The sequence below is a fragment of the Streptomyces sp. NBC_00582 genome (genome assembly GCF_036345155.1).
Lineage (GTDB): Bacteria > Actinomycetota > Actinomycetes > Streptomycetales > Streptomycetaceae > Streptomyces.
Map to the genome: position 1 here is coordinate 10,123,985 of NZ_CP107772.1, position 14,505 is coordinate 10,138,489.

Annotated in this window: 13 protein-coding genes and 1 riboswitch; of the genes, 4 read left to right on the forward strand and 9 right to left on the reverse strand. The window is 71.7% G+C overall.

Annotated features, from left to right (window positions below):
* Nucleotides 1–25: 25 nt before the first annotated feature.
* The 7 genes from OG852_RS45920 to OG852_RS45950 form a co-directional block, all read right to left on the reverse strand.
* A complete protein-coding gene (locus OG852_RS45920; RefSeq protein WP_330351055.1) occupies nucleotides 26–769 on the reverse strand; it encodes an SDR family NAD(P)-dependent oxidoreductase in 744 nt (247 codons plus the stop codon).
* Entirely contained in the window at nucleotides 748–1,902 is a 1,155-nt protein-coding gene (locus tag OG852_RS45925) for a thiolase family protein (RefSeq protein ID WP_330351056.1), read from the reverse strand. Before OG852_RS45925 ends, OG852_RS45920 begins: the two co-directional genes overlap by 22 nt.
* Nucleotides 1,899–2,351: a Zn-ribbon domain-containing OB-fold protein gene (locus OG852_RS45930; protein WP_330351057.1), complete on the reverse strand. Its 453-nt coding sequence runs from the start codon at nucleotides 2,349–2,351 to the stop codon at nucleotides 1,899–1,901. Before OG852_RS45930 ends, OG852_RS45925 begins: the two co-directional genes overlap by 4 nt.
* 25 nt (nucleotides 2,352–2,376) lie before the next feature.
* Nucleotides 2,377–3,495: an acyl-CoA dehydrogenase family protein gene (locus OG852_RS45935; protein ID WP_330351058.1), complete on the reverse strand. Its 1,119-nt coding sequence runs from the start codon at nucleotides 3,493–3,495 to the stop codon at nucleotides 2,377–2,379.
* Nucleotides 3,492–6,074 (reverse strand): putative PEP-binding protein, encoded by a 2,583-nt coding sequence (locus tag OG852_RS45940; RefSeq protein WP_330351059.1) that lies wholly within the window; start codon nucleotides 6,072–6,074, stop codon nucleotides 3,492–3,494. Before OG852_RS45940 ends, OG852_RS45935 begins: the two co-directional genes overlap by 4 nt.
* Nucleotides 6,071–6,703 (reverse strand): hypothetical protein, encoded by a 633-nt coding sequence (locus OG852_RS45945; RefSeq protein WP_330351060.1) that lies wholly within the window; start codon nucleotides 6,701–6,703, stop codon nucleotides 6,071–6,073. The genes OG852_RS45940 and OG852_RS45945 overlap by 4 nt, the downstream gene beginning before the upstream one ends.
* A 94-nt stretch (nucleotides 6,704–6,797) precedes the next feature.
* Entirely contained in the window at nucleotides 6,798–7,586 is a 789-nt protein-coding gene (locus OG852_RS45950; RefSeq protein ID WP_330351061.1) for an enoyl-CoA hydratase/isomerase family protein, read from the reverse strand.
* 129 nt (nucleotides 7,587–7,715) lie between these two features.
* Between OG852_RS45950 and OG852_RS45955 the strand changes: the two genes are divergently transcribed.
* The gene (locus OG852_RS45955; RefSeq protein WP_330351062.1) at nucleotides 7,716–8,927 is read left to right on the forward strand and encodes an acyl-CoA dehydrogenase family protein; all 1,212 of its coding nucleotides are present in this window, start codon (nucleotides 7,716–7,718) and stop codon (nucleotides 8,925–8,927) included.
* A gap of 147 nt (nucleotides 8,928–9,074) precedes the next feature.
* Here the strand turns inward: OG852_RS45955 and OG852_RS45960 are convergent, their stop codons facing one another.
* Nucleotides 9,075–9,434, reverse strand: a complete 360-nt coding sequence (locus OG852_RS45960; protein WP_133915393.1) for an ArsR/SmtB family transcription factor — start codon at nucleotides 9,432–9,434, stop codon at nucleotides 9,075–9,077.
* A 78-nt stretch (nucleotides 9,435–9,512) separates the two neighbouring features.
* A riboswitch (cobalamin riboswitch) is annotated at nucleotides 9,513–9,722 on the forward strand.
* Nucleotides 9,723–9,750: 28 nt separating this feature from the next.
* On the opposite strand from OG852_RS45960, the gene OG852_RS45965 reads away from it, so the two are divergent.
* Nucleotides 9,751–10,851 carry a HoxN/HupN/NixA family nickel/cobalt transporter gene (locus tag OG852_RS45965; protein WP_330351063.1) on the forward strand — a complete coding sequence of 367 codons (1,101 nt, stop codon included), beginning with the start codon at nucleotides 9,751–9,753 and terminating at the stop codon, nucleotides 10,849–10,851.
* Between the two features lie 370 nt (nucleotides 10,852–11,221).
* Nucleotides 11,222–12,340, forward strand: a complete 1,119-nt coding sequence (locus tag OG852_RS45970; RefSeq protein WP_330351064.1) for a substrate-binding domain-containing protein — start codon at nucleotides 11,222–11,224, stop codon at nucleotides 12,338–12,340.
* On the opposite strand, the gene OG852_RS45975 is transcribed toward OG852_RS45970, so the two are convergent.
* Complete coding sequence (locus tag OG852_RS45975; protein ID WP_133915396.1) at nucleotides 12,297–12,779, reverse strand: MarR family winged helix-turn-helix transcriptional regulator; 483 nt, start codon at nucleotides 12,777–12,779, stop codon at nucleotides 12,297–12,299. The genes OG852_RS45970 and OG852_RS45975 overlap by 44 nt on opposite strands.
* Nucleotides 12,780–13,175: 396 nt before the next feature.
* Between OG852_RS45975 and urtA the strand changes: the two genes are divergently transcribed.
* Nucleotides 13,176–14,429 carry an urea ABC transporter substrate-binding protein gene (gene urtA, locus OG852_RS45980; protein ID WP_133915397.1) on the forward strand — a complete coding sequence of 418 codons (1,254 nt, stop codon included), beginning with the start codon at nucleotides 13,176–13,178 and terminating at the stop codon, nucleotides 14,427–14,429.
* The last annotated feature ends 76 nt before the right edge of the window (nucleotides 14,430–14,505 follow it).

The window sequence follows — 14,505 nt, forward strand, 5'->3', positions numbered from 1 at the left end:
GCCCCTCACCCCCGCAGTGGCCTGCTCACCAGGGCAGTGGCCTGCGATCGGCGAACAGCCCGCCCGTCGTCCCGTCGCCCACGGGAAGCGTCGCCAGCCAGACCGGCGTGTCCGCACCCTCCTCCGGCCCGCGCGGGGCGGACGGGCCGCCCATGCCGCTGCGGGTCCAGCCGGGGTCGGCGGCGTTGACCAGGACGCCCGTGCCGGCCACCTCGGCCGCGAGCATCCGGGTGAGGGCGTTGAGCGCCGCCTTGGAGATCCGGTAGGCGGGGTGGCGGCCGGAGTCCATCAGCGTCAGTGAACCGTAGGAGCTGGTGACGTTCACCACCCGGCCGTAGCCGGCTGTCACCATGCCCGGCACGACGGCCTCGGCCACGCGCCAGGCGCCGGCGAGATTGGTGTCCAGCGTCGCGCGCAGGATGTCCTCGTCGATGTACGGAGGCCGTAGTCCCCCGTCCAGGGACACTCCGGCGTTGTTCACCAGGACGTCGATCCCGCCGACCAGGTCCCGTGCCTTGCCGACCGCTTCCGCGACGCTCTTCGCGGAGGTCACGTCCAGCGCCAGCGGCACCGCCGCCGGGCCGATGGCGCGACACGCCTCCTCGGCCGCCTCCGGTCGTCGTGCCCCGACCAGGACCCGTAGTCCCCGGTCCGCGAGCTGCTGGCCGATCTCCAGGCCGATGCCGCGTGCCCCGCCGGTCACCAGCGCCGTTCTGCCGTCCCGCCCCATGACCTGCCCGCCGCCTCTCACACCGTCAGGACCGAGCACGCGCTGATCCCGGGCGCCCCGTAGACATGGGTGAAGCCCACCCGGGGGTCGCCCGGCACCTGCACACCGGGCGCCCGGCCCTGCAACTGTCGTACGACCTCGTGGAACTGCCGCAGCCCGGAGGCGCCGACGGGCTCCCCGCCGGCCAGGCAGCCGCCGTCGGTGTTGACCGGTATCCGGCCCGTGGGATCGGTGGCGCCGTCGGTCAGCAGCTCCTCCTGCTCGCCGTGGCCGCACAGTCCGGTCTCGGCCAGGTGGATCAGCTCCGAGCCGCTGTCCGTGTCCTGCAACTGGGCGACCTGTACGTCGGCGGGCCGCACCCCCGCCGCGCGGAAGACCGCCTCCGCGGCGTCCACGCTGGGGCTGCGGTGCGGTCCCGGCGGCAGCCACGGCGAGAACACCTCGAACGAACCGAACCGCCGGGTCCGGAAGGCCAACGACGCCAGCCTCACCGGACGTTCGCACAGGTCGAACGCGCGGTCGCCCAGGGCGAGGACCAAGGCCGCCGCGCCCTGACCGGGAGAACAGAACATGTACTGGGTGAGCGGGGGACTGACCTCGGCGGAGTCGAGGATCTCCTGCTCCGTCAGCGGCTTGCGCCGCCAGGCCAGGGGATGGTGCGAGCCGTTGCGGAAGGCCCGCGCGGCGACCTTTGCCAGCGCCCGCTCGGAGATGCCGTGCTCGTACAGGTACCGCTGCGTCTTCAGCGCGAAGAACTGGGTCGTGAGCATCATGCCGGTCTCGGCGTACCAGTCGCCCAGGCCGTAGCGGGCGGCGGAGACGTGGAAGGCACCGCGCTCGTGCTTGTCGAACCCCACCGCCAGCCCCAGCGAGGCCTCACCCGCGCGCAGCGCGCTGGCCACCGCGAGCACGGTCGAGGCGCCGGTCGCGCAGCCGTTCTGCACATTGACGAACGGCACTCCGGTCAGGCCCAGTCGGCCCACCAGCGTGTCGGGCTTGCCGGACACGTCGGAGCCGCCGGCCGCGTAGCCGATCTCCTCCCAGGCGACACCGGCGTCCGCCAGAGCCTCGCGTACGGCACGCGCGGCCATGTCCATGCCGCTCACGCTCTCGTCGCGGCCGAAGGGGTGCATCCCGCATCCGACCACATAGACGTCGTCGGGCCGGCTCATCGCTCCCCGTCCCGCTCCGGGCGGAAGGCGAACGTCGCCACCTCGGTCCCGTCCTCGTCCCGGTAGGCGGGCACCGAGGTGAGCCGGACCGGCAGACCGATCCGGATCTCCGCGCGGCTCACCGCGAGGCGCGCCTCGACGAGCACCTCACCGAGGTCCACATAGCCCACGTGGTACGGCCGGTGGCCGCCGGCCGGCGGCCGGTACGGCGGTTTCGGCGGGAACGCCTGGAGCGTCCACGACCACACGTGCCCGCTCACCGGCAGCACATGCGCGGACATCGCCTCGTCCGAACACCGGGGGCACGAGGCCTGCCGGGGGAAGACGACGGTGCCGCACCCGGAGCACCGGGCGCCCACGAGAGGCGGTGGATCCCCGTCGTCGAATTCCCGGGTCCCCCGGGTCTCCCCGCTTTCGAACAGCGACTCGTCTATGAGTCTGGTGGTCACGTTCCGTCCTCCTTCCACGTCCACGTCACCAGCCCAGCAGCCCGGCCAGCCGTTCCCGATGGTGTGCGGCTCCGCCCAGCAACACCGCGTCGGACAGGGCGCGCCGGAAGTAGAGGTGCGCGTCGTGCTCCCAGGTGAAGCCCATCCCCCCGTGGAGCTGCACGCACTCGGCGGTGACGGAGGCGAACGCCTCGCCGCACCACGCCTGGGCCACCGCTGCCGCCTCGGCCAGCGCCTCCGGCGAGCCGTCCGCGCGGACCGCGCGCACCACGGCCGACCGTGCGGCCTCGACCTGGAGCAGCATGTCGGCACAGGCGTGCTTGACAGCCTGGAAGCCGCCGAGCGCCCTGCCGAACTGGGTACGGTCGCGCACATGGGCCACCGTCATGTCCAAGGCGGCCTGTGCCCCGCCCAGTTGCTCGGCGGCCAGCGCCACCAGGGCCACGTCCAGGGCGCGGGAGACGACGTCCGCCCCCTCGCCGCCGGCGGTGAGCGCCCGGACCCGGGCACCGGAGAAGGAGACCACCGCCTGGCCCCGGCTGAGGTCCAGCGTGGGCACCCGGCGCACCGTGACCCCCGGTTCGCGCGGCTCGGCCAGGAAGAGGTCGACGCCGTCGGTTCCGACCGCGGCCACCACCAGCGCCTCGGCGTCGGCGCCGTCGAGGACGTACGGCGCGGTGCCGTCGAGCAGGGGGACACTGCCCTGCCATGAGACGGCCACCGGCACGGCGTCGGCCCGCCACGTCCCGTCGAGCGCGACCACCGCCAGGGCGTGCACCGCGCCCTCGGCCAGCTTCGCCAGCGCCCTGTCGGCCGTACCACAGCCGGCCAGCACCTGCCCGGCCAGCACGGTGGAGGTCAGCAGCGGGACCGGTGCCAGGGTCCTGCCCAACTCCTCACAGACGACGGCGATCTCGGCGAGGCCGCCGATGCCGCCCGCCGACTCCGGGAGGCCGAGGGCCGCGAGGCCGACCTGCCGGCCGAGGGCGTCCCACAGCCCGGCGTCGATGCCGGGGGCGTCCTCGGACAGCCGGCGTACCGCGGCGGTGCCGCCGGCGTCCGCGCACACCGACCGTACGGTCTCGCGCAGGTCCTCCAGCTCGGTTTCCGACAGGGTCGTGTCGGCGGTCGCGGTGGTCGTCATCGTGCGCTCCCGGTCTCTTCGCGCGGCTGCAGGGCACTGTGCGCGGCCGCCATCCGGGCCACCGGCACGCGGTGCGCGGAACAGGAGACGTAGTCGAGACCGAGGTCGTCGCAGAACGCGATCGACTCGGGGTCCCCGCCGTGCTCACCGCAGACGCCCAGCTTGATTCCGGGCCGTACCTCCCGTGCCCGCTCGGCCGCCAGGCGGACCAGGGAACCCACGCCGTGCGGGTCGAGCCGGGCGAACGGGCTGGCGGTCAGGAATCCGCGCTCCTGGTAGGAGGTGAGCACCTGGCGCTCGACGTCGTCCCGGGAGAACCCGTAGGTGAGCTGGGTGAGGTCGTTGGTGCCGAAGGAGAAGAACTCGGCGTGCTCGGCGAGTTCGCCGGCCAGCAGCGCGGCCCGAGGGGTCTCGATCATCGTGCCGAGCCGGTACGGGACCTCCACGCCGGTGCGGGCGGCGACCGCGTCGGCGGCCGCCCGTACGTACGCGGCCGCGGCCGCCAGTTCCTCCGGCAGGCTGACGAGCGGGATCATCACCTCCAGCTCAGGCCGGATTCCGGTGGCCGCCACATCGGCCCAGGCGGTGAAGAGCGCCTCGGCCTGCGCCGGGTAGAGCCTCTCGTGCAGCAGCGCCAGTCGTACGCCGCGCAGCCCGAGCATGGGGTTCGCCTCGCGCAGCGCGGCGGCCCGCTGCTCCTCTGCCGCGTCCAGGGACTGTCCGGGGGCGGGCAGGAACTCGTGCAGCGGGGCGTCCAACAGGCGCACGGTCACCGGGCGGTTCCCCACGGCGGCCAGCAGTGCGCGGAAGTCCTCGTGCTGGGCGCGTTCCAGCGCCACCAGCGCCTCGTCGCGGGCGGCCGGGTCCGCGGCCAGGAGCACCCGGCGGATCAGCGGCAGCCGTCCGCCGAGGAACTGGTGTTCCGTACGGCACAGCCCCACGCCCTCCGCGCCCAGGGCGAGGGCGGTCTCCACCTCGGCGGCCGTGTCGGCGTTGACCCGCACACCCAGTCGGCGCACGCCGTCCGCCCACTCCAGCACGGTGGACAGCTCGGGTGGCGGTCCGGCCACACTGACGCTCAGCGTCCCCGCGTAGACGGCGCCGGTACGGCCGTCCAGCGAGACGGGGTCGCCCTCCCGCACGACCCGCTCGCCGAAGTGCACGGTCCCGGCGGCCGGGTCCACGCGCAGCCCCTCGGCGCCGCACACCGCGGGCTTGCCGGCGCCCCGCGCCACCACGGCGGCATGCGAGGCGATGCCGCCGCTGCCGGTCAGCACGGCGGCGGACGCCAGCATCCCGGGGACGTCCGCCGGGGTCGTCTCGGTAGCCACGAGCACCACCCGAGTACCGTCCGCGGCCAGTTCGAGGGCACGTTCACTGGACAGCACGACCGCTCCGGTCGCCGCGCCCGGCGAGGCGGGCAGCCCCTTCACCAGGAGTTCCTCCCCGCCGGTGAGCCGAAGCTGCGGGTGCAGCAGTTCCTGCACCTGCGCGGGCGTGATCCGCTGGACGGCCTCCGCACGGCCGAGCGCCCCGTCCCGGGCCAGGTCCGCCGCCAGACACACCGAGGCGCGAAGCGGTGGGCGGAGTTGCGCCGTGGCGGAGAGCAGGGAGATCTCGTCGTCGCGCACCTCGAAGTCGACCGACACCGGCGCGCGCAGATGGCGTTCCAGGGTGAGCAGGGAGTGTTCGAGAAGGGCGGTGCCGCCCGCGAGCCGGTCCAGCGGTTCGCCGGTGTGCGGCGGCGGGGCGCTGCGGCGCACACCCCGGAAGAAGGAGCCCTGGGGGGAGAGACGCCCGGTCTCGGGATCCCGGCTGACCGCCGTGCCGTAGCCCGAGTGGTCCGCCGGGCCGATGCGCAAGGCCTGCACATGCAGGGCGACGGCCAGGTCGGCGGGGAGCCGCTGGGCCCGGCGGGCCCTTCTCGCACGAGGCGAGTCCCAGCGGCCGAGGAGGGCGCGGGCGGCCAGCGCGAGCTGCTGAGCCGGGTCGTCGGGGAAGGGCCGGGAGCCGTGCTCCGCCACCAGGGACAGCAGCACCTCCACCCGGTCCCGCGGTCCGGGCGTGTCCAGAAGGGCGTCGTCGAGCACCGCGGCGGGCACGTCGAGGGCGTACTCGGCGATCATGCGCACGGTGGTGGCCCACACGTCGTACAGCGCGTCCGCACGGCCGATGACGGCGCACAGGTCGTCGAGACGGCCGCGGGCGACGCCGAGACAGGCCAGGTCGGGCGGCAGTCCGGCGATCTCGGTCGGCGCGCTCGCCGACAGGCGCAGCAGCAGGGGCCGGGCCGCGTCCCCGATGTGCCGCCCCGAGAGCTGTTCGACCAGGTCCACGGCGGCTTCTGCGGTGCCGGGTTCGCGCAGCGACGCGGCGGCGCCCGTCGGCACGGTGAGCCCGGGCACGACCGGCAGCCCGAGGGCCACCAGCCGGTCCATCGCCGCGCCGTGCGCGCCGAGCTCGTCGGCGTCGAGGCCCCGGATCCGTCCCTGCCCGTAGGGCACCAGGATGCGGCCGGGGCTCGCGGAGGCCGTCCCGGCCGGTGCGAGCGGGCCCGTCTCGCGGTCGGTGACGCTCAACCCCGGCTCCTCGTGACCAGCTCCTCTTCCCGGGCCTCGTCCTCGGCCCGGCTGATTCCGAGCACGAGCAGCAGCTCCTGGTGCAGCCGCATCCACACGGTGTGGTACGAGTCGCACAGCGGCGAGGCCAGCCACGCCGGCGCGCCGTCGTCGAAGCGGTCGAGCGCGTCCTCCAGCGCCGTCAGGTACCGCCCGCTGCCCGCGAGCACTTGGTCCAGCCGGCGCAGCACGGGCTGGATGGCCTCGTGCACGTCCTCCAGCGACTCGCGCACCGCGGCGTCGTAGACATCGTCCGAGTGGTCGTTGGCGGTGCCGTCGGGGCGGCACTGCCATGCCGTGCACACATCCCGGATCTTCCGGTTGACCGGCAGGAACGCCTCGTAGGCCGCGATGATCCGCTCCTCCTGCTCGGAGCCGGCGGGAACCCGAAGAATCCGCGCGGCGGCCGCCTTGGCCCGCTCGGTCGGCAGCACCACCGGCCCCTTCACCATCGCCAGTCCGGCGTCGACCAGTGGACGGTGCTCGGACTCCGGCCGACCGCGCCACATCCCACGCAGAACGAGGTCGACGACGGCTTCGCTGAGGGGCTCGTCGGGTGCGTCCGGAAGGTTTACGGCAGCAGATTGCATCGCCACACCTTTTCCCCGGTTCTGTGGTGACCGGTTCCTCGGTTCTGTGTTGCCCGGAGGTTACGCCCCGGCAGGCAGGTTAGTGAAGAGGGTCTCAAGAAACACTTCGTGTGGCGAGGAACGACGCCATGCGGTCCTGTGCCTCCCGGCCGTCCGCCAGGGCGGCGATCGACCGCGCCTCTTCGGCGAGGTGGCGGCGCAGGTCGTCACCGGCGCCGACGCGCAGCAGATCCTTCGCGGCGCGCAACGCGCCGACGGCGCCGCCGGCCAGACCGGATGCGGTCCGGTGGGCCGCGTCGTCCAGTTCGCCGTCGTCCACGGACCGGGAGACCAATCCCCAACGTTCGGCGTCGTCGCCGCTCAGGACCCGATTGGTCAGGATCAGCTCCGCCGCCCTGCGGGGACCCACCAGACGCGGAAGGAACCAGGACGCCCCGCAGTCCGGCGTGAGCCCGATCGCCGTGTACGCCAGCCGGAATCGCGCGGACCGGGCCGCCAGGACGATGTCTCCCACGAGGGCGAGACCGATCCCGCCGCCCGCGGCCGCACCGCGTACGGCGGTCACCAGCGGCACCGGCAGTTCGTACAGAGCCTGGATCGCGGCGTGCGCGGAGCTCGCCACGGCGTGCACATAGGCGCCGGTCTCCGTCCCGCGACCGGCGAATGCGCGCAGGTCACCGCCTACGCAGAAACGTCCGCCCGCCGCCCGCAGCAGCACCGCGCCGCCAGGGTCCGCGGCCACTTCGCGCACCCTGTCCCGCAGCGCCTCGGCAGTCCTGAGGTCCAGAGCGTTTCCCCGCCCGGGATCGTCCAGTCTGAGCTCGACGACTCCGTCGGCGTGGCGGACGATCCGGACCGGCTCGGTGCTCACGGGGAGGCTCATGGCAGTGCTCCTGTCGTCTTCCCGTCGCCGGGTGCGTCCCGGTGCTTCCCGGCAAGATACTGAAGACGCTATACAGTTTCTAGAACGCGACGGGAGTCGATGCCCGTACGCCCGTCGGCGGGAGGTCCCATGCCCATCCAGTTCGATGTCGATCCGGCTGTCGCGCAACTGGCCGCGTCCACCGCCGAGTTCGTGCGGGAGGTGGTCATCCCGGCCGAACGGGAGTGCGGCGGTTCGGTGCACGACGCTCCCGAGGCACTGAGGGAAACCCTCCAGAAAGCCGCCCGCGAGGCGGGCGTGTTCGCCCCCCACGTACCGACACGGTGGGGTGGACACGGGCTCGACCTGCGGGGCCAGGCGGTGGTGTTCGAAGCGGCGGGCTATTCGCTGCTCGGACCGCTGGCGCTGAACTGCGCGGCCCCCGACGAGGGCAACATGCACCTGCTGGAGAAGGTGGCCACGGAAGAGCAGAAGCAGAAGTACCTGCGTCCGCTCGCCGCAGGCGGGACGCGGTCCTGCTTCGCCATGACCGAACCCGCGCCGGGAGCGGGCGCCGACCCCCGCTCCCTGCGGACCACCGCGACCCGGGTTCCCGGCGGCTGGCGCATCGACGGCCACAAGTGGTTCATCACGGGGGCGGACGGCGCGGGCTTCGCCATCGTGATGGCCCGCACCTCCGGCAACCCCGGCGACCCGGGCGGCGCGACCATGTTCCTGGTCGACGCCGACACCCCGGGTATGCGCCTCGTCCGCACGATCGAGACCCTCGACGAGTCGCTCTTCGCGGGGCACAGCGAGATCGTCTTCGAGGAGTGCGTGGTGGGGGACGAGCAGGTGCTCGGAGCGGTGGACCGAGGCTTCGAAGGCGCCCAGGTCCGGCTCGGTCCCGCCCGGATGACCCACTGCATGCGCTGGCTCGGAGCGGCCCGCCGCGCCCAGGACGTCGCGCTGGAGCGGGCGGGGAGCCGGCTGGCGTTCGGCTCGGCGCTGGGAGACCTCGGCATGGTCCAGCAGATGCTGGCCGACTCCGAGATCGACATCGAGGCGAGCCGCGCCCTGATCCTGCGCACCGCCTGGGAGCTGGACACCGACTCCGCAGCCGCCTCGCAACTCACCTCGGTGTCCAAGACCTTCGTGGCGGAGGCGGTGAACCGGGTGGTCGACCGGGCGGTGCAGATCTGCGGAGCCCTCGGCATCTCGGCCGCCGATGCCCCACTGGCCCGCCTGTTCCGAGAGGTACGGCCGTTCCGGATCTACGACGGCCCGTCGGAGACACACCGCTTCGCCATAGCACGCCGGGCGGTGCGGCCCTACCGACAGCCCCGTACGAGTGCGAGCTGATCCCGACGGAGTCTCGGCTGTCGCCGAGGAGGCCCACCATCGGCGCCTGGAAGGTGATTCGGATGGGAGTCGAGCCGAGCCGGTGCGCAGAAAACGTGCCTGAGAGGCAGCCGATGGGGAGACGGCAGCCGGAAATGCCGTCGCCGCTCAGTCACTTCCGCCGGCGCAGTGCTTCAGCAGGTCGGCGGTGACCGGGTCGATGATCCGGTAGCGGACCACGCGCCCGTCCTTCTCGCCCGCCACGACGCCGGCGGCGCGCAGAAGCCGCAGGGCCTGGGACACGGCGGGGTCGTTCATACCGGTCGCGATGGCGAGGTCGGAGACAGCGAGCGGACCCGTCTGGCGCAGAGCCATCAGGAGGGCGAGGCGCCCGGGATCCGAGAGCAGGGAGAACCGCTCCGCCCAGGCGCGGACATGGTCGGGCTCGCCGATGGCGGCGACGGCGTCGCAGACCCGGTGGCCGTCTATGGTGCGGCGGTCTGCGCGTTCGGCGGGGACGAGATGCATGGAAGCATGCTCGCAGGTGGCGGTGTGATCTTGGATACCTGCGTAGCTGTGCAGGTATGCAGGGGTGACCGGTCGCACGTACCGTGGGCGGGCCGTGGTGTTCGGGAAGACCGGTGACAGCCCTTCGTGGTTCGAGGGGTTCAGGCCGGAGCGGCCCTCGCCACTGTGATCGGGGAGTCTTCGTCCCAGTTGTGCACGGTCACTGTTCGCCCCCGGGCGGACGGGAAGGCCGGGACGCAGACGCGCGCACCCGTAAGCCAGGAGACCGGCCACGGCACTTCACGAAGTGATCCACGAGGTGCTGGAGCGTGACCGTATGACCCTGCCCACCGGGCCCCACGTGCCCACCGCTTTTCGTTGGCGGCGCGAGGACACCGTCCGTACCGCCGGTCTGCTGGCGGTGATCGCCGCGCTGCACGTGCTGGCGTTCGGGATCCTTTTCCTGCTGGTGGTGCCCGGGCACTACGAGGTCGGCTCCAAGGCCTTCGGGATCGGTCTCGGGGTGACCGCGTACACGCTCGGTATGCGGCACGCGTTCGACGCCGATCACATCGCCGCGATCGACAACACCACCCGCAAGCTGATGGCCGACGGCAAGCGGCCGGTGTCGGTCGGGTTCTGGTTCGCGCTCGGCCATTCCAGCGTGGTGGTCGCGATGGCCGCCCTGGTCGCGGGAGGCGCGCAGTTCGCCGGCACGCTGATGAACGACGACTCCCGTACTCACCAGACCCTCGGTGTCGTCGGCACGACTGTCTCCGGGACCTTCCTCTACCTCATCGCGGCGCTCAACCTCGTGGCGCTCGCCGGCATCCTGCGGGTCTTCCGGGCCATGCGCTCCGGCACGTACGACGAGGCCGCCCTGGAACAGCACCTGGACTCGCGGGGGTTCATGAACCGCGTCCTGGGCCGCTTCACCAGGTCGATCACCCGGCCCGGGCAGATGTTCCCGCTGGGCTTCCTCTTCGGCCTGGGCTTCGACACCGCGACGGAGGTCACCCTGATGGTGATGGCGGGCAGCGGCGCCGCGGCCGGGCTGCCGTGGTACGCGATCCTGTGCCTGCCGCTGCTGTTCGCCGCGGGGATGAGCCTGTTCGACACCCTCGACGGCACGTTCATGAACTTCGCCTACCAGTGGGCCTTCTCCAACCCGGTCCGCAAGGTGTTCTACAACCTCGCCATCACCGGCCTGTCCATCGCGGTCGCCTTCCTGATCGGCACCATCGAACTGGTCGGGGTGCTGCACGAGAAGCTCGGTCTGCGCGACGCGCTGACCGGCTGGATCGCCGGCCTGGACCTGGACAGCGTCGGTTACATCATCGCCGGTCTGTTCGTGGTCGTGTGGGCGGTGGCGCTGGCCTACTGGCGGCTGGCCAAGGTGGAACAGAGGTGGGCCGCCCGTCTCGCCGAGGGCGGCTGACACCACACCGGGAGCGCCCAGCCTCCGGTGCCCCCGGTGTTTCGGCCACCGTGCCACAGCCGGGGGAACGGGACGGCGCCCGCGCCTGACTGCGGGTGTTCCTGCCGAGGCGAGGGAGGAGGTCCTTCGGCCGCATGGCAGCATCGGGCGCAGGGGTGCGTCCCCGGCGGTTCGGAGCCTGCGCGCGACGGTGTTCGCCACGTTGGCCGGCAACCCGGTGCGGATTCCGGCGGCCGAGTGAGTGCTGCCGGGCAAGAACACGCCGTCCGAGCCCCCTGCCGGGCCGCGCGCTCGCCTCCGCATGCCTACGAATCGGTTGCGATCCCGGCCGATGCTTGGGCGCTGATCGCCGCGGGGCAATCATGGGGACATGCGCCGGCCGCTTCACCTCCACACCCCTGAGTGGTTCACGGCCGACGATTCGACCCTGAACGTCGCGCTCGTGTACCCGATGCAGGGGCCTGCCGGGATCTTCGGTCCCGCCTGTGAGGCGTGCGCGCGGTTGGCCGCCGAGGAGATCAACGAGGCCGGCGGCGTGCTCGGCAAGGAGCTGCGGCTGCTGGAGGTCGATGGCGGAGCCGACCCGCAGAAGGTCGCCGAGGAGGTCGGGGCCCTGGTCGCGACCGGAGTGGTGCACGGGGTCACCGGCTGGCACATCTCCTCGGTCCGACAGGCGGTGGCGCCGCGCATCGCGCACCGGGTGCCGTACGTGTACACCGCCCTGTACGAGGGCGGGGAGCGCACGGACGGAGTCTTCATGACCAGCGAGACCCCTGACTGGCAACTGCTCCCCGCCATGCGGCTGCTCGCCGAGACGCGGCGGGTACGCCGCTGGTTCGTCGTCGGCAACAACTACGTCTGGCCCCGCCACACCGCGCGCGCCGCCCGCCGCTACGCCCGCACGCTGCGCGGTGGACGGGTCTGCGGCGAGGCGTATCTGCCACTGGGCACGGAGGACTTCGCCGACGTGCTGCGGCGCATCGAGCACGCGGACGCGGACGGTGTGCTGATGCTGCTGGTCGGCAGTGACGCGGTCCGTTTCAACCGGGCCTTCGCCGCCTCAGGGCTCGACCAGCGGTGTCTCAGGCTGAGCACGCTGATGGACGAGAACATGCTGATGGCGAGCGGTCCGGAGACGACCGGCGACCTGTTCAGTACGGCCGGCTTCTTCGCCTCGCTCGCCAACCAGGACACCCTGGACTTCCACGGCCGGTACGCCGACCGCTTCGGCTGCGAGGCACCGCCCCCCGGCAGCCTCGGAGAGTCGTGCTACGAGGGGGTGCTGCTGCTCGCCTCGCTCATCGAGCGGGCCCGCACCCTGGACGTCTCAGCGATCTCCGCCGCCGCCGAGACCGTCTCCTACGAGGGCCCGCGCGGCCTGCTCCACCTGCGTGACCGGCATGTCCGCCAGCGCATCTACCTGGCGGAGGCGGACGGGCTCGACTTCAACGTGCTTGCCCAACTGCCTTCCCCGCACGACCTGTTGTGAGGTGTGCCGGGCCGGTCGTGAGCCGTCCTTCCAGAGCCTCGGCCAGCTGTGTGAGCAGGCCGTCGAGCTCCTCGCCCGCAGGTAGATTCTCCAAGTCCTTCCAGTCGGCACGCACTTCACGTGCCAGCAACTGCCACCGCTGCTTGCCCCGCGGGGTGAGGTGGGCCAGAACGCGGCGCCGATCGGCCGGGTCGACACGGCGGTAGACCAGGTTCTGGTCGACGAGTTGGTCCATCAGCTTGGTGAGGCTCGGAGCCGGCAGGAAGGCGTGGTCGGCGAGGGCCGTCATGTTGTGGCCCTGCCCGTCGGAGAGCAGGTCGAGCACCCGCCACGCCTCCACGGAGCAGTCGAACTCGTCGAGGACGGACTGCACTCGGCGCACGGCGAGACGTTCGGCCCGCGTGAGCAGGTGGAGCAGTTCCTGGGGCCGTCTTGCCATCGCGCTTCTCCAACTCGTGCTCGCCGACCGGCGCCTGAGCCTACCGCCGATCACCTGGTCCTTGACAAGGGGGATCGGGAAAACCGATCCTTTCCACAGGAAGCATTGATCGCCGTTGCTGTGATGCCCTCGACGGGGCGTATGCGGCAGCGGCTTCTTCCGTTTTGACGGCCACGTTAATTCCTCTGGAAACTGTTCTTCAATTGCTCCGAAACGGAGTTGAAACAGTTTCCCCGCAGGCTGTGGTCGCACTTCAGCGACCAGCCCGGACGCCACCCCGGAACGGCTGGGGAACCCGTGCGTCGACGCCGCCGCCCCTGAAGCGCCTTCCCCTCATTCCCTCCCCAGAGTCTTTCCGCTCTCTTCGTATCGCCCTTCGGGGCAAGGAGGTTGTGCATGTCCGGGTTCAGCATCAGCAGACGCGGTCTTTTGGCCGGTATATCGGCAGTCGGCGCATCCGCCGCCCTCAGCGCGTGCGGTGCCAAGACGGGCGACAGCACGTCCACCGGGTCCGGCGCCAAGGCCGACACGTCCGGCGACACGGTCAAGGTCGGTCTGCTGAACTCGCTCTCGGGCACCATGGCGATCAGTGAAGTCACCGTCCACAACGCACTGTTGCTCGCGGTGAAGGAGATCAATGCCGCCGGTGGCGTGCTGGGCAAGAAGCTCGAGGCCGTCAGCCAGGACGGTGCCTCCGACTGGCCGACCTTCGCCGAGAAGGCCGAGACCCTCATCAAGGACGACAAGGTCGTGGCCACCTTCGGCTGCTGGACCTCGGCCAGCCGCAAGGCCGTCAAGCCGGTCTTCGAGCGGTACAAGTCGCTGCTGTTCTACCCCGTGCAGTACGAGGGCCTGGAGCAGTCGCCGTACATCTTCTACATCGGCGCCACCACCAACCAGCAGATCGTGCCGGCTCTCGACTACCTCAAGAAGCAGGGCCTGACCAAGCTCTACCTGGTCGGCAGCGACTACGTCTTCCCGCGCACCGCCAACAAGATCATCAAGGCGTACGCGAAGGCCAACGGCATGGAGGTCGTCGGCGAGGACTACGCGCCGCTGGGCTCCACGGAGTTCGGCACCATCGTCAACAAGGTCAAGGGCGCCGGCGCGGACGCCGTGTTCAACACCCTCAACGGCGACTCCAACGTGGCCTTCTTCAAGGAGTACAAGTCCGCGGGCCTGACCGCGAAGAGCCTGCCGGTGCTCTCCGTCTCCATCGCCGAGGAGGAGGTCAAGAGCATCGGCACCCAGTACCTGGACGGCCAGCTCACGGCCTGGAACTACTACGAGACCACCCCGGGCGCGGCCAACACGAAGTTCGTCGCGGCGTACCAGGCGGCGTACGGCAAGGACAAGCCGACCAGCGACCCGATGGAGGCCGCCTACATCTCCGTCTACCTGTGGAAGGAGATGGTCGAGAAGGCCGGCTCCTTCGACGTGGCGAAGGTGAAGGCCGCCTCCGACGGCATCGCACTCGACGCCCCCGAGGGCAAGGTCACCGTCGACGGCGCCACCCAGCACGTGTACAAGACCGCCCGAATCGGCAAGGTCGGCTCCGACGGCCTGATCACCGAGGTCTGGAACTCCGGCAAGCCGATCAAGCCGGACCCGTACCTCAAGGGCTACACCTGGGCCTCCGGACTCTCCTGAGCCACACCCAGCCCGGTGCCGGAGCCGGCCCTCTCGCGGGGGCCGGTCCGCGCCCATGGCGCATGCGCACACCCGC

Coding starts and splice junctions, on each gene's coding strand:
- OG852_RS45960 (WP_133915393.1), bottom strand. CDS start 9,434: ATGCATCTCGTCCCCGCCGAACGCGCAGACCGCCGCACCATAGACGGC.
- OG852_RS45950 (WP_330351061.1), bottom strand. CDS start 7,586: ATGAGCCTCCCCGTGAGCACCGAGCCGGTCCGGATCGTCCGCCACGCC.
- OG852_RS45935 (WP_330351058.1), bottom strand. CDS start 3,495: ATGACGACCACCGCGACCGCCGACACGACCCTGTCGGAAACCGAGCTG.
- urtA (WP_133915397.1), top strand. CDS start 13,176: ATGTCCGGGTTCAGCATCAGCAGACGCGGTCTTTTGGCCGGTATATCG.
- OG852_RS45970 (WP_330351064.1), top strand. CDS start 11,222: ATGCGCCGGCCGCTTCACCTCCACACCCCTGAGTGGTTCACGGCCGAC.
- OG852_RS45975 (WP_133915396.1), bottom strand. CDS start 12,779: ATGGCAAGACGGCCCCAGGAACTGCTCCACCTGCTCACGCGGGCCGAA.
- OG852_RS45965 (WP_330351063.1), top strand. CDS start 9,751: ATGACCCTGCCCACCGGGCCCCACGTGCCCACCGCTTTTCGTTGGCGG.
- OG852_RS45925 (WP_330351056.1), bottom strand. CDS start 1,902: ATGAGCCGGCCCGACGACGTCTATGTGGTCGGATGCGGGATGCACCCC.
- OG852_RS45955 (WP_330351062.1), top strand. CDS start 7,716: ATGCCCATCCAGTTCGATGTCGATCCGGCTGTCGCGCAACTGGCCGCG.
- OG852_RS45945 (WP_330351060.1), bottom strand. CDS start 6,703: ATGCAATCTGCTGCCGTAAACCTTCCGGACGCACCCGACGAGCCCCTC.